Source organism: Clostridium sp. YIM B02500, assembly GCF_022324665.1.
Taxonomy (GTDB): Bacteria; Bacillota; Clostridia; order Clostridiales; family Clostridiaceae; genus Clostridium; species Clostridium beijerinckii.
On the sequence record NZ_JAKGTE010000049.1, the window covers coordinates 15067 to 30568 of the forward strand.

At 28.7% G+C, this 15502-nt stretch carries 11 protein-coding genes; 2 read left to right on the top strand and 9 right to left on the bottom strand.

Translation table 11 applies throughout. From position 1 onward, the window contains the following. Nucleotides 1-426: 426 nt before the first annotated feature. A complete protein-coding gene (locus tag L1S46_RS24520; RefSeq protein WP_238901230.1) occupies nucleotides 427-2130 on the top strand; it encodes a methyl-accepting chemotaxis protein in 1704 nt (567 codons plus the stop codon). Between the two features lie 166 nt (nucleotides 2131-2296). Here the strand turns inward: L1S46_RS24520 and L1S46_RS24525 are convergent, their stop codons facing one another. The 3 genes from L1S46_RS24525 to L1S46_RS24535 form a co-directional block, all read right to left on the bottom strand. After that, the gene (locus L1S46_RS24525) at nucleotides 2297-3163 is read right to left on the bottom strand and encodes a Cof-type HAD-IIB family hydrolase (RefSeq protein ID WP_238901231.1); all 867 of its coding nucleotides are present in this window, start codon (nucleotides 3161-3163) and stop codon (nucleotides 2297-2299) included. A gap of 465 nt (nucleotides 3164-3628) precedes the next feature. Beyond that, nucleotides 3629-4336: a GntR family transcriptional regulator gene (locus L1S46_RS24530; protein WP_238901232.1), complete on the bottom strand. Its 708-nt coding sequence runs from the start codon at nucleotides 4334-4336 to the stop codon at nucleotides 3629-3631. 606 nt (nucleotides 4337-4942) lie between these two features. Next, entirely contained in the window at nucleotides 4943-5887 is a 945-nt protein-coding gene (locus tag L1S46_RS24535; protein ID WP_238901233.1) for a CAP domain-containing protein, read from the bottom strand. Between the two features lie 436 nt (nucleotides 5888-6323). Here L1S46_RS24535 and L1S46_RS24540 point away from each other — a divergent pair, with 436 nt between their 5' ends. Further along, nucleotides 6324-7016: a PHP domain-containing protein gene (locus L1S46_RS24540; RefSeq protein WP_238901234.1), complete on the top strand. Its 693-nt coding sequence runs from the start codon at nucleotides 6324-6326 to the stop codon at nucleotides 7014-7016. 93 nt (nucleotides 7017-7109) lie between these two features. Here L1S46_RS24540 and L1S46_RS24545 read toward each other — a convergent pair whose 3' ends face one another. The 6 genes from L1S46_RS24545 to L1S46_RS24570 form a co-directional block, all read right to left on the bottom strand. Further along, nucleotides 7110-7367, bottom strand: a complete 258-nt coding sequence (locus L1S46_RS24545; protein ID WP_077869569.1) for a hypothetical protein — start codon at nucleotides 7365-7367, stop codon at nucleotides 7110-7112. A 159-nt stretch (nucleotides 7368-7526) separates the two neighbouring features. Beyond that, entirely contained in the window at nucleotides 7527-8123 is a 597-nt protein-coding gene (locus L1S46_RS24550; protein WP_238901238.1) for an HD-GYP domain-containing protein, read from the bottom strand. Nucleotides 8124-8254: 131 nt separating this feature from the next. Further along, the gene (locus tag L1S46_RS24555; RefSeq protein WP_017211121.1) at nucleotides 8255-8875 is read right to left on the bottom strand and encodes an HD-GYP domain-containing protein; all 621 of its coding nucleotides are present in this window, start codon (nucleotides 8873-8875) and stop codon (nucleotides 8255-8257) included. Between the two features lie 293 nt (nucleotides 8876-9168). After that, entirely contained in the window at nucleotides 9169-11919 is a 2751-nt protein-coding gene (locus tag L1S46_RS24560) for a calcium-translocating P-type ATPase, PMCA-type (protein ID WP_238901235.1), read from the bottom strand. Nucleotides 11920-12098: 179 nt separating this feature from the next. Beyond that, nucleotides 12099-13880, bottom strand: a complete 1782-nt coding sequence (recQ, locus tag L1S46_RS24565) for a DNA helicase RecQ (protein WP_238901236.1) — start codon at nucleotides 13878-13880, stop codon at nucleotides 12099-12101. Between the two features lie 320 nt (nucleotides 13881-14200). Continuing rightward, nucleotides 14201-15232: a sugar diacid recognition domain-containing protein gene (locus L1S46_RS24570; protein WP_238901237.1), complete on the bottom strand. Its 1032-nt coding sequence runs from the start codon at nucleotides 15230-15232 to the stop codon at nucleotides 14201-14203. Nucleotides 15233-15502 lie beyond the last annotated feature (270 nt).

Here is a 15502-nt window from a genome sequence, read left to right on the forward strand (position 1 = left end):
CTATGGATTATACAAATAATATAAAGAGAACTAAAAAATAAACACTTTATTTCCCATGATTCTATGCTCATCCAACTTTGTCTTAAAGATTACTTTCTGACCTAAGTCGCCTAATAAATACTATTCTAAATAAAATACATTACCATTAAATCGCTAAAATAAATCAAAAAAAATCCCTGTCTCCAATGGCGACACTATCTATTTATAAAGTTGATAGTATTAAAAAACATGCTCAGTCCCAAAATTAAAATTTCTTACTAAATTTATTTTAAAACCCAACTTTTAGAATGTTTTTTGTAATTATACAAATACACTTCAATATTTATACATATTTTAAAATTAATGCTTACTAACTTTATACTTAGACTATTATTAAATACCTTGCGCCTATATTTTTAATGTCATTTTTATTAAAGGAGAATTTATATGTATAATAAATTAAAAAAAGTTATTAGTAACTATCCTATTAATACAAAATTTAAAATAACTTTTTCAGCAATTTTAGGACTTACTTCTTTCCTTATGGTAGCTGTGATATGCATAATATTGTTTATTTCATCGCAAACAAATTCACTATATAATGGACCATATAAAGTTTCTGAAACTATTTCTAATATTAGAGTAAACTTACAAACAATAAAAATGGACATGTTTAGATCAGTCACAGAAACAGATCCAGGAATAAAGAACTTTTATCTGGAGCAAGCTGATACAGAATCCATAGCTCTTTCAAAAAATATAGAAATTTTAAAAGAAATACATAAGGGAGATCCATCATTATTAAATGAATTTTTATCAAATGTAAAGGATTTAGATGATAAGAGAGAAAAATTAAGTGACTTGCTGAAATCAAAAACCAATCAGGCTGTAATGAAAGTTAGCCAAGATGCTTACTCTTCACAAATTAAAGAGTCTGAAGAATGTATACTTAAGCTTTTTAAGTCGTCCCAAGAAGATGCTAATTCCTTTGTTACTAATTCAAATACTTATAGAAGTATATCACTAATTTCTATTACGTTTATTATGATAATGTTAATTGTGATATCATTATTGTTAATTAGGGTATTGAATGATGTATTACTTGAAGGGATTAATCATATTAAGGATATTGCAAAAAACCTAGCTCATGGAAATCTTAAGATAAGTACTGAATATAATGCAAAAGACGAAATGGGTGAAATGTCCCGCGATTTAACTAATTCTATCGGAATGTTACTTTCTTATATTAATGATATAACAAGCACTTTGGAAAGATTAGCAGATGGAGATTTAGATATACATTTAGATAATTCAATAGCATATATAGGCGATTTTAATCCTATACAAAAATCAATAAAAAATATTATCGATTCTTTAAATATTATATTTCAGAATATGGATCAATCAATCTCATCAATTTCTAATGGTTCTGAGCAATTATCTTCAACCACCCAAATACTCTCTGAAGGTTCTATTAACCAGGCTGGTGCTGTTGAAGAGCTCTTTACTAGTTTTAAGAACATACTGCAAAAGGTTAATAATACTACTAACAATGCAGATAAAGCTAAAAGTTTTTCCATTAATGTAAAACATATTGTAGAAGAAGGAAACGAAAAGATGCAAATATTGATGGAATCTATGAAAGAAATAACTATCTGCTCAAAACAAATTGCTGAAATTATAAAAGCAATAGAAGAAATTGCTTCTCAAACTAATCTTTTAGCATTAAACGCTGCTATTGAAGCAGCTAGAGCCGGTGAAGCTGGAAAAGGTTTTGCTGTAGTTGCAGACGAAGTCAGAAATCTTGCTGAACAATCTGCCGAAGCCGTAAACAATACTTCTAAGATTATAAAAAATTCATTGCATGTAGTAGCTAATGGAGAAAAGCTGGCTACAGAGACTGCTGCTGCATTAGATATAATAGTTAAAAATGTCGATGATACTACTAATTTAGTGAAAGAAATAGCTGTAGCCTCTGAAGACCAAACTGAAGCTATAACCGAAATGACCAGTAAGGTTGATCAAATTTCTCAAGTAGTTCAAACTAATTCTGCAACAGCAGAAGAACTAGCAGCATCTACAGAAGAATTAGCAGCTCAATCTCAGATAATAAAAACTGAAATATCAAAATATACATTAAAAAACAAATAATGAATTTTAGCCTTTTAGATATCAATACTTATTTCAAGCCAAAGAATTAGAATGTAAAAATTCTTTGGCTTCAATATAAAAAGCTACATCATATCTGTGCCATTGGCATAACGCCATGATAAAACTGCTTTACTTAGACGTTAAAGCGCAATCATATAATTTCTTTTTATTTCTGTTCTTCTAAAACTCTATATATTGCTTTTGCTACTCCTAAATTGTCATTTGTATCAGTTATATATTTTGCTATTTCTTTTATTTCAGGAATAGCATTTCCCATAGCAACTGATTCTTTGAATTCTGTAAACATAGAATAATCGTTAAAACTATCTCCTAGCACCAAAACTTCATCTCTTTCAAATCCCATTTTTTCAGCTACTTTTGCAAGTATAATGCCCTTTTGAGCAGTTATATCCGTAATCTCTATATTATCCCTGAATGAAGATGAAACAGCAATTCCTTTCAATTCTCCAATAACTTTTTTCATTTTATTTATAAGCTCTATATCTTTATGGAAAGCTACAAACTTTCTAATTTCTATACCACTGCTTAAAAATTTATCCAAATCAGAAATGTAATTAAGTTGAACAAAATATGGCTGAACTTTGGCAAGTTCCAAAGCTTCTTCTGGAGTAAGCTCTGGATTAAATGATAACGTTCTATATGCCATTTCCTTTAAAGCTTCCTCTTTAGTGTCTGTAGTATATATTCCTTTATTAGTAAATATTCTTGCAGATACTTTTTCTCTTTGAAGTATATTTATAATTTTAGTTGCAGTTTCTAGCTCTATATTTATCTCTTCTAGAATATTTCCATCCTCATCTCTATACTCTGCCCCATTCATAAGTACACATTGACATCTTATATTACTTTCCATCAAAAGAGGTTTAACAGTATCATATTCCCTTCCTGTTGAAATTGCAAATATAATTCCTGCCTTCTCAGCACGCTTAATAGCAGATACGGTCTCTTTATCTATTTTATGTTTTGTATTCAACAGTGTCCCATCCATATCTGATGCAATAAGTTTTATCATTTGGGATCATCTCCTCGCTATTTTATTAAATTTCTCATACCTTAATATTATAACAAAGTTTATTCAATTGTAAAAATAAGCGACATGATTTCACTTTTATCAATATCTAGTTAAAAATAGATTTTATTGATTCCTAACTTTTATTTGACATCTTTTCTATTTATCAAACTTATAACACAAAAAAGCCTACCCTTTATATAATATAAAGTGCAAGCCTTTTTATTCACCCAAGATAATTGAAATTATTAACTATATAAATCACTAATTCATACAATTAAATATGATTTCTATATTAATTTAAGCTTATTTAAATACTTGATTTATTATAATTTTAAATATATATTTTATATAATAAATCTACTTTTAAAACCCCATCAAACCAATTATTCAATTAAGATAATAATATAGACACTTATTTGTAATATCTATATAAATTTACTGGTAAAACATATAACATTAAATTATTTAGTTAATACTAGTCAAGCTTATCAATTTCATATTTTTATAGTTAAATTTCTCTACAGAAATATCAAATGCTATTCCACTACTTAAAAATATAGTATTATTTAAAACTAAAGCTGGATCATCTTTTTCCAAGTTCAAAAAACTTGCTTCTTCTTCAGTTAATTTTTCAGAAGTTATTATTCTATCCGCAAATCCTATTTTTAATTTTAAATCATTTGTAATGTAATCAAATATAGACTTACTACATATTTCTTCATTCAAATAAGGAATAATATCTTTATTATAGTAAGATTCCTCTATTTCAATTGGATCTCCATTTAAATATCTTACTCTTTTAATATAATATATCTTTGTGCCAATATCACATTTCATTCTATTTGATAATTTTTCATCTGCATTAATTAACGAAAATTCAGCAACCTTACTTTCAAACTTTTCCTTAGAATACTGTTTTGATAAACCATTTATATCTCTTATTTGGGCGCAACCATTTTTTGCAAACTCCCTTAAAAATATCCCACTGCCTTGCACTCTATAAACATAACCTTTAGTCACTAATATTTCTATAGCTTTTCTTATAGTATTTTTGCTAACATTAAATTTTTTTATCAGTTCCTCTTCTGTAGGAAGTTTTTTACTCAAACTATATCTATCTTCCAACATTTCTTTTTCTAAAATATTAACAACCATTTCATACTTTGTTTGCATCTCTGTAATTCCTCGCTTTATTTTAAATAAGTATTTTTACTAATATCTTCTTCTAATTCGTAACACGTTAATCCTAATCTATAAAGTTTCTAAAAACAATAAAAACTGTTATATCAAATATTAAACCCAATATTTCCTCTTTCATTTTCACTCGAAATATTGGGTTTAATACTTGATAATTCCCTTTAATGAATATCATTATCACATAAATTCACTTTTCTCTTCTTAATAATTTATTTAATATCTTTACTAATATATTACATCTTTTACTTCTTAGTATTTAAACTTTATATCTATTGATTCCTCCACCTAGCGGAATAATTTAACTATTCTTATAATTCGTTGGCATGATTTATTATATAATATAAGGCACCCTTTGTAAAGGTTTAAATAACTTGTTTTAAGTTCACAAAATAATAATTCAAATAGTATATAAGTTGAATTATAATCCTATATTAATACTAATTATATATGCTTAACCGTTAATAATATAGATAACTCTTTAAAGCAACTTATATAGAACTGCTAATTATTTTGTATAATCGGCAGTTCTTACTTAACTTATGTATCATGTATATTTATATTTACAACATACTAGTCCAAATATTAATTTGAAAAAGTCTGAGTTCCCATATATTTATCATTACCACTAATTACACCTATACCAACCTTAGTGTAAGAAGGATTCATCATATTTGCCTTATGCCCCGGCGAATTCCACCACTGATTGAATAATTCAACTGGTTCATAATTGTTGTATGCTATATTTTCTCCAGTTGTAGTATATTCATAGTTAATTGCTTTTAGCCAGCTTGTCCAATTATTGCCCTCTGGAGTAGTATGGTCAAAATAACTGTATTGTATCATATGGTTACTCTTATACCTAGCCACTTGAACTAACTCATTATCCATAACTAAAGGCTTTAGACCTGCTTCAGTTCTTTTTTCATTCATTAACTCAAAAATTTTATCTTCTGCCATTGTTTGTATACTTATGGAATAATTTCTTGGTAATTGAGGAAGTCCATTTATATCAATAGTATCATTACTAGCTTGTCCATCATATGCTGAATTAGTCAAAAGTTGACTTGAATCATTTGATGATTCTATTAACTTTCCAGACTCATCAAAGCAATAAATCTTTCCCGCAATATTTTGAATTCCTGTTTGCATTGCTCCATTGCTATTCATATAATACCATTTATTATTATCCTGAATCCAACCTATCTGCATCACTCCACTATTATTAAAATAATACCAGGTTCCATTGATATTATTCCAACCTTCTTGCATTACTCCTGAATTATTTAAGTAATACCAGTTTCCTTTGTCATAAGTCCAATCTGTTTTCATTCTTCCGTTTTCATTAAAATAATACCATTCATTTGAAATATTCTTCCATCCTTTAGCTACCTTGTTTCCTTCTTTATAGCTCCATGTTCTATCATCCTTCTGACTCCATTCCGCAGATGCTTTTAACGGTGATAGTGTAGCAATTGTTGCAGCCACAATAACTGCACTTGTCATTTTTGTAAAAAAAGTTTTCTTCATTAGTTTTCCTCTTTTCTTTTGTTATTCTGTTATCTTACATATCGTTAGTATAACTCCCCATAAAATCGTTTTCAGAACCACATATAAAAGTTTTTCCATATAATTATTTTACCATAAATTCGACATTTTTCAACCCATTTTATTCTAAAATATTTTATAATATCTAAACAGACTATATAATTGACTTTTTTCCTTCTGATTTATTGTCAATTTATTATAAAATAGTTATATTCATATATATATTTTCTTTAAGTACTTATGTCTTTAAAAATTCAAATACAAATTTATTGTTACAGCATATATATAATATAAAAAACTTATGTTAACACAATTTTTTAATTAGGTTAATTTTTATGCAAATATAACAATTAATCACTTTAACACCTGCTTAATAAAATCATATATTAGAAATAGATAATATTTCAATGGAGTTATAATGTATAAAAAAGGTGATTTCCATATCCACTCAACTTTCTCAGATGGAAAGTGCACCCCTAGGGAGATTGTCATTCTTTCCAAGAAAAGAGATGTTGATATTATTTCTATAACAGATCATAATAGTACATCAGGTTTAGATGAAGCTATCATGGCTGGTGAATCTCTTGGTGTAAGAGTCATTCCTGGCGTTGAACTTTCAACTAAATACAATTCTTCCAGAGTTCATGTTTTAGGCTACTTTAAAGATGATAGCTATAAAAATGAGCTTTTAGTTGAAGTATTAAAAAATGTAAAGAATCATAAAATTTCAAATATAAAAAAATTGCTAGGAAAAAATCTAGATTTTTATAATACTAAGGATAAACTTTCTGTAGAGACTGGCATAAAGATTCTAAAGTTTTTTGGAGCTACAGTGGTTTTGGCACATCCTGTACTTTTAAACAAATCTGATTTTGAAAAAATCATAGAAATAGACTTTGATGGACTTGAAGCTAAATACTTCAGTAATACAGAAAATGATACCGAATACTTCTTAAAAGTAGCCAGTGATAGAAACTTACTTTACACAGCCGGGTCAGATTTCCACAGTTGCAAAGAATTTTATAGAATTCATGGGATAATAGGTGACGTTTATCTAAATGAATCTGAAATATATAATTTTTTGATACGTGGTAAGTTGCCATACTTGTAAATACTTTACTAGAATTATTTAATATTAAAAATTAGATATATGTTTAATTGAATTATTACTATACTACATATATCTAATTTCCCACTTCATAAACTATATTTCTTCTAGCTTTTTTCTTCTTTTATATATTTTGTTAGCTACCAAGCATGCTGTCACAGTAGTTCCAAAAACACATATAGCAGTTGGAGCCACTGCTATAAATCCAGCCAAAAGCAACCCTTTTCCCGAAACCTTAATATCAACACTTCTATCTTTAGACTTAAAATTTACATTAATACTTCCTGCTTCTTTATCTGCCTTACTAACTTTGTTAAAAGATCCATTCATTATCTCTTTCTTAAAGTCTAGCATTCAATCACCCCTCATATAATTTACGATTTATATTTCTGCTTTATTTATATCATATTAATTTAAATCTATTATATACAAAAAACTTCCGGCTTCAAATAAAATTTTAAACAAAAAAAATTGTAACTATACTATAGAAAAAATCTATACATAGTTACAATCCTAATTATAAAGTTCATTAACTATTTTATTCCAATTGTTGAGCATGCATTCAGCTATTTTCGAATCATAAATTATTCCTTTATTCTTCTTTATTTCATCTTTGCATAACTCATCACTTATGGATTTTCTATACGGCCTATCACTTTTCATTGCATCTATAGAATCACAAACTGCTAATATTCTTGATGCAAACGGTATTTCTTCTTCCTTTAATCCTTTAGGATATCCTTTTCCATCCCATCTCTCGTGATGATATAAGACTATCCTAGAAATATCTTCAAACGTACTTGTTTTACTTAGTATATTATATCCAATATACGGATGATTCTTCATTAATTCCCATTCACCTACTTCCAGGCTATCTGGTTTATTTAGAATGTTATCCGGTACTCCAATTTTACCAATATCATGCAGATCTCCTGCTATATGTATTAATTCGAGCTCTTCCGTTGTCATTCCCAAGACTTCTCCTAATTTATAAGCCATATCTGCTACTCTAGTCGAATGACCATATGTATAGAAGTCTTTTGCTTCCAAGGTTGCAACCATACTTCTTACAACACCATGATACATATCATCATTATATTGATCCAATATTTCTCACCGCCTTACTAATTTTGCTATTCTTACTAAATATAATATCATAAAATCTACTGTGTTTGAATATAATTATTTAATTCAATTAAGATAATTAAAATACTTTTCAAATATTTATAGAAACTTGACGATTAAATCACAATATAGAATTCATTGTTAGGATCATATTCTTGTGTAATTTCGCCCCAATTTTTAATGATGCAATCTACTATTTCAGGATCATACATTATACCTTTATTTTTAATTATTTCATTCTTACATTCTTCATCGCTTATTAATTTTCTATAAGGTCTATTACTTTTCATAGCATCAATAGAATCACAAACTGCTATTATTCTAGATCCTAATGGTATCTCTTCCTTACATAATCCATTTGGATATCCTCTTCCATCCCATCTTTCATGATGATGTAGTACTATTTTTGAAATAATATCTAAGCTTTTTACTTTGCTTAATATTTTATACCCTATCTCTGGATGCTTCTTCATAAGCTCCCACTCTTGTAGGTCAAGTTTACCTCTCTTATTTAGAACACTATCAGGAACCCCAATCTTACCTATATCATGCAAGTGCCCTGCAATGTGCAAAATCTCTAATTCTTCATTCTGTATCCCTAAATACATACCAAGCTTATTCGCCATATTTCCAACTCTAGTAGAGTGTCCAGCGGTGTAAATATCTTTTGCATCCAATGCTGCAACCATACTTTCTATTATATCGTGGTAAACTTCACTACTAAATAACATACTCATAATCATACCTCCTTAAATCAAATTAAAACGCATTTATATATAATTCAACTCTAAATCATATTTAATTTACTTAAATTATCTCTCATTGAAAATTATTATCAATTATATTATATCCTATTTTACTTATTAATCAATATTTAACTTTTATCATAATTTTATGATAAATATGAATATTATCACTAAATACCCTATTAACTTCTTACCTTTATCACCGCTATTTTTTAAGAACAAAAGTGCATAAAAATAAGGGGAGTTAAATTAACTTCCCTTAGCTTTTAAATAACACTATTTAATTATTTTCTAAACATTCTTATAATAAATTTTATAACTTCATTTACTACTATAACCATAAATGCTAACCCTAAAACTTTACTCCACATTATCACCGATAAAGCAACTGAGCTAAAGAAAGTAGTAAATACTTGAGTAAATATTATTTGAGCCAATCCAGTTATAAATATTACTTGAATAGCTATCTTATTCTTAAAAAAGTTAGGAAATATGCTTTCTGCCCCAAATTCTCTGCAGTTAAATGCATTAAATAGTGCACTAAATGCAAATAATCCAAATAAAACAGTTTCCATCTCACTTGCAAATCCGTTTTTTTCTGTGGATGCTCCTAAGATATTGTACTTCATCTGTATAAGTAAAATTGATGTAACATATATTGCATTTAATATTATTGAAGTAATCATACCTTTTGTAATTATACTTGAATTTCTATTTACAGGTTTTCTATTAAAAACATTCTTTCTAATTGGTTCTAACCCTAGAACCAGTGCTGGGGGTCCATCCATTATTATGTTAATCCACAATAATTGAATCGTAGTAAATGGCATTTCAAAATTTAATATTTGCGAAATTATTGCAACTAAAAATGCTATTATGTTTACAGTAATCTGAAATTGTATGAATCTTTGAAAATTTTCATACACGCCTCTTCCCCACTTTATTCCATCAATGATAGTAGTAAAATTATCATCTGTTAATATTATATCTGCAGCATTTTTAGAGACTTCTGATCCTGAAATACCCATAGCTATTCCAACGTCTGCCTTTGTTAATGCTGGCGCATCATTTATACCATCACCAGTTACTCCAACTACTTCCCCATTGCTTTGAAGAGCTTCAACAATTCTCATTTTTGTCTCCGGCTTACTTCTAGCTACAATAGCTATATTTTCAATCTCATTTCTTAATTCTTTATCATTTAAAGTATCAATATATGTAGCTTCTACTGCTTTTTTCCCACCTTTAAGCATTCCAAGCTCATTTCCTATTGCTATGGCTGTATTTATATTATCCCCAGTCAACATCTTAGTTTCAATACCAGCTCTTTTAGCTGCTTCTATAGCTTTAGCTACATCTTCCCTTAGTGGATCTCTTATGGCAACAAAACCACTGAATATTAGTCCGTTGTTTCCATCTAATAGTTTAGGTTTTAAAATACTTATCTCACTTGTAATCGCAGCCTCTGCTTCTACATCTTCAATAATCCTAAATCCAAACCCTAGAATTCTCATAGATTTAGCCTGTAGTTTCTGTATTTCTTTTATTATTTCATTTTTTCTCTCTTGTGTAAGATCTATAAATTTATTATTTATAACTTCATTAGTAGCATTTGATAACAGTATTTCAGGCGCTCCTTTTACGAGTACTACATTCATTCCTTTAATCTTCATAACAGTAGCCATGAATTTATTTTCAGAGTTAAATGGTATTTGATGAATCACTTCACTTTCTTTTCTTTCCTGTTTATAATCATATTCCTCTAGATATGAAAGTAGTGCACATTCTGTTGAATTACCTAAGTAATTTAACTTATCTCCCTCAAAACTTATATCTGCCGTTGAGTTTACAAGGCAATTCTTCACAAAATAATCATCTATATCATTTTTATCATCAAAGAACTTTCCATTTAAATAAAGATTCTCTACAGTCATCCTATTCTCAGTTAAAGTACCTGTTTTATCTGAACAAATAACACTAACAGAGCCTATAGTTTCACAAGCTTCTTTTTTTGTTACTAACGCATTAATCTTAGCCATCTTTTGCATTGTTATTGCTAGCGTCATATTAATCATAGTTGGCAACCCTTCTGGCACCGCTGCAACTATTAAAGCAATACATACAACAAAAGCTGTTTTAATAGGATCTATAGAATTTAAAAACGATATTACTCCTGATGTATTTATATTCAAATCACCAGATAGAATCATTTTGGTAACCATAAATATAAATAGTAAACCTGCTATAACGCTTGATATTTTAGTGATTGTCTTACCCAAATCCCCCAATTTTCTTTGAAGAGGTGTTTCTTCTTCATCTATTTGAAGAGTTTGAGCTATTTTACCCATTTCAGTATTATCACCAGTTGAAGTTACAACCATTGTCGCTCTACCATAAGCAATTAGAGTTCCGCCAAATCCCATATTAATTTGCTTTGCTGGAATTGGATCCTGTATTTCTTTATTTTCTTTTACTTGTATTTCCTCCATATTAATAATTACTTGAGCATTTTTTGTAACATCTTCTGATTCACCAGTCAACATATCTTCCCTAACCTTTAAATCTATTGTCTCAATAAATCTTCCGTCTGCTGGTATCATGTCTCCTGTTTCAAGATATATGATATCTCCTGGAACTAAGTCATTTTTTCCTACTTGAGTTACTTTGCCGTTCCTCAACACCTTTACAACAATATCTTCTGTCATTTTGGCCAAAGCTTCTGCTGCCTTTTTTGATTTTCCTTCTGTAATTATTCCAATAGTTATTCCAATTGCAACAGCACATACTATTCCAACTGAATCATAATATTCTCCAATAATTGCACTAACTAAAGCCGCTATCAAAAGAATAAGCATCATGGGTTCCAGTAACGCATTTTTTATTTCTTCAAATATATTTCCTTCTTTTTTATGAGTAAATTCGTTTTTCCCATACTTCTCAGCTCTCTCTCTTATGGATGAATCATTTAGACCAGCCTCTAAATTGACATCTAGCTCTTTTAAAACTGATTCTATATCTTTATTAAAATATTTCATTAACTAAACTCCTCTTATTAACATATAGCCCTTCAAATATGATTCTAAAATCTTTCAATATATTTTAACATAAAACATAGTCAATATTAAGTTAACTTATAATATCGACTTGACTACTAGTTTATATTATTCATTATAACCCATTTTACCACAGCAGTATCAATTTTTAGATACTTTTGTTAATTAGCTTCTTTTTGCGCAAACATTCTTATTATATTTAATAACTCTCCCCCATAAGCTTCAATTTTTTTTGTTCCAACTCCTCTGATCTCCAACAATTCATCTAATGTTCTAGGTCTACTATTAGATATTGCAATCAAGCTTGTATCTGAGAATATTATATAAGGCTTTATTTTATCCTTATATGCCCTATCTTTTCTCCAAGATTTTAAAGCTTCAAATAACTCTTTATTTATTATAGGCTCCCTGCTATCTAATATCTTAAATACAACTGATTCCTTGCTTTTTAAAACTCTAATTGATCTAGAATTAAGTTTTAACATTGAATATGTGCCTTCTTTCAAATCAATGTATCCATCATCTAGTAATTTTTTTATCAACTCTTTTATAAAGGTACTTCCATATTCCTTCATTATTCCGTATGTTGTAACTTTATCTAAATTATTTTGTATTATTTTAGGTCCCTTAAAACCTTTTAAAATATCAACAAGAACTGATATTCCATACTGTTCTTTTGTTCTAAAAACTGTGGACAAAATCATCTGACTTTCTTTTGTAAAATCTTTTAATTCATCATCGTTTAAGCAGTTACTGCATTTATTACAGTAATTTAGCTTCCGATCATTTCCAAAGTAATTCAATATATATTTTCTATAGCATTCCTTTAAATTACAATAATCAATCATAAATTGGAACTTTCTAAGCTGAATTTCTCTTCTATTCATGGAAGAACTTCTATTTATAATATATTCCACTCTACTTATATCTTCTTCACAATAAAATAAGTAACAGTCACAGTTCTCTCCATCTCTTCCTCCTCTTCCTATCTCTTGATAATACGATTCTAAGTTTTGAGGAAAAGTAAAATGTACTATGAATCTAATATTTGACTTATCTATTCCCATTCCAAATGCATTAGTCGCAATAATTACATCTAAATTCTCATATAAAAACTCTTCTTGAAATCTTTCTTTCTCTTCATCTTTGAGTCCACCATGATACTTACCAACATTAAATCCTAGATCCCTTAAATAATAATATAAATTATCTACTTCATTTCTTGACGCGCAGTATACAATACCAGATTCACCTTCATTTTTTCTAATTATATCCTTAACAGTTTCAATCTTATCTACTTCCTTAAGTATATTAAGACTAAGATTTTCCCTATTAATATCGCCTTTATATATATAAGGTTTCTCTAACCCCAATAATTTGATTGAGTCTTCTCTAACTTCACTTGTTGCTGTTGCAGTGAACGCTGATATTATAGGTTTAACTTTAAGACTTTTATAAAAATCTGATATTCCTAAATAACTCTGCCTAAAATCATGCCCCCACTGAGATACACAATGTGCTTCATCTATAGCAATTTGGCATATATGAAGATCTTTAATCAATTCTCTAAATATTTTGGATTCTAATCTTTCTGGTGATATATATATTATCTTGTACTCCCCCATAGATGCTTCAATTAATATACTTCTTATAGTGTCCATATTCTGAGTACTATTTATATATGCGGCTTTAATCCCAGCCCCAACTAGATTGTCCACTTGGTCCTTCATAAGCGATATTAAAGGAGATATAACTATAGTTACACCTTGCATAATTATAGCTGGAATCTGGTAACAAATAGATTTCCCTGCCCCTGTAGGCATAAGACAAAAAGTATCCACACCATTTAAAATACTATTTATAATCTCGAACTGCCCTCCTCTTAGAGTATCAAATCCGTAGTATTTTTTTAAAGCATAAAATATCTTTTGTTTAGTATCCATCTTTGCTTCCCTTTCTCTTATATATAATAAATTCTACTTGTAAATTTCTTTTTTAGCATATTAAATGAAATAACGAGTCAAAATGCCATTATTATTTTTCATTAGGCAATGAAATAGATTGCTCATGGTAAGCCCATTAAACCAATATGCCATTGAGAAGAACCCAAATCTGTGATTTGGTGTGAATCTCTTACTCAGCGAGTGTACGCGAGTCGAGCTTCCCATGTCTGAAAACAGGCTTGGCAGATGGACTTGTTATTTTTCAATTATACCTTAATACTAGTATATACCACATAATTAAAATCTTAAACATAAAATGATTATCTCCAAATTAACCCACACAACAACTCAAATAATTCTAATAAATTTTTCGGATTTTTTCCTGTTAATTTTTTTATTTTTTCTAGCCTATAATTTAAAGTATTTCTATGTATATTTAATCTATTAGCCACATTACCTATATCACCATTCTCTTCAATATATGCCTGTATAGTTTGAATAAGTTCTAGTTTATTCCCTGCCTTATCAAGATTTGACATCATTGATATCAAAGGTAACTTATTGTCATGTGATAATTTTATAAAAAATCGCAATTCATCATAGCTATAAACTAAACTTAATGATTTTATCTTCGCACCAAATTCCATCGCTAATTCTGCACTTTCTAGCGAAATAGCTGCAACATCTTCCATTGCTCCAATGCTTATTCTCTTTACATCTTTATTTGTTTTTAAGTTTTCTAGTAATCCATTATATAGATCCTTAGACGTAACAAAAAATGCTATTCTATTATCATCAACCTCACTATAACTTGAATACTTCTGATACAATATTTTAAAGCTTCGAGAATTTATATTTCCATCCACAAGAATAACTCTGCATTTTTTCGTAAGATCTATTCCATAGCTTTTAGCTCTTTGATGGAAACTTTCATCATATTTTGTCTTTCTATGAGTTAGTTCATTATAAAATTTCTGCATATTTAATCTTTTGTTCTGAATTTCCTCGTCTGCTTTAGATTGTTCTATTAATAAAACTGCTGTTACACGAACAAGTTTACTGAATCTTCTTACCTCATCAGGGTGTCCAGTTATCCCGATCACACCTATTACTTTGTCATTGATAATAATGGGTTCATTAACTCCAGGTTTCATTCTGTCATCTTCTTCATAGACTTCGTTTATTTGTTGGTTATCTATAGCTTTCCTAGCTCCTTCATGCAAATTCCCAATCCTTTTACTATCACCACTGCCTATAATTATTCCACTTTCATCCATAACATTTATGTTATAAGGAATTACATTCATCATTTCTAAAACAATTTTTTGTGCTATGGTTTTAGATAACGTCATATCAACCATCCCTTTCTAATCTATAGTTATATTATAAGAATTCAAAGCTATAATTAGTATAGTATCTATTGAAAAATATAAATCTAATTCTTAATTTTTCTATCTATAGATATCCAAATTTAAAACTAAACTGATGTGATAACTTACCGAAATCATAAATATTTTGTTCCGAAAAGCTATGAAAATATCGCTGAAATTTCTAAGCAGCAGGTTGTATCCAATTTAGCATGCTCCAACTTTCAGTTTGACAAGCTAAATTGGAACAACCTA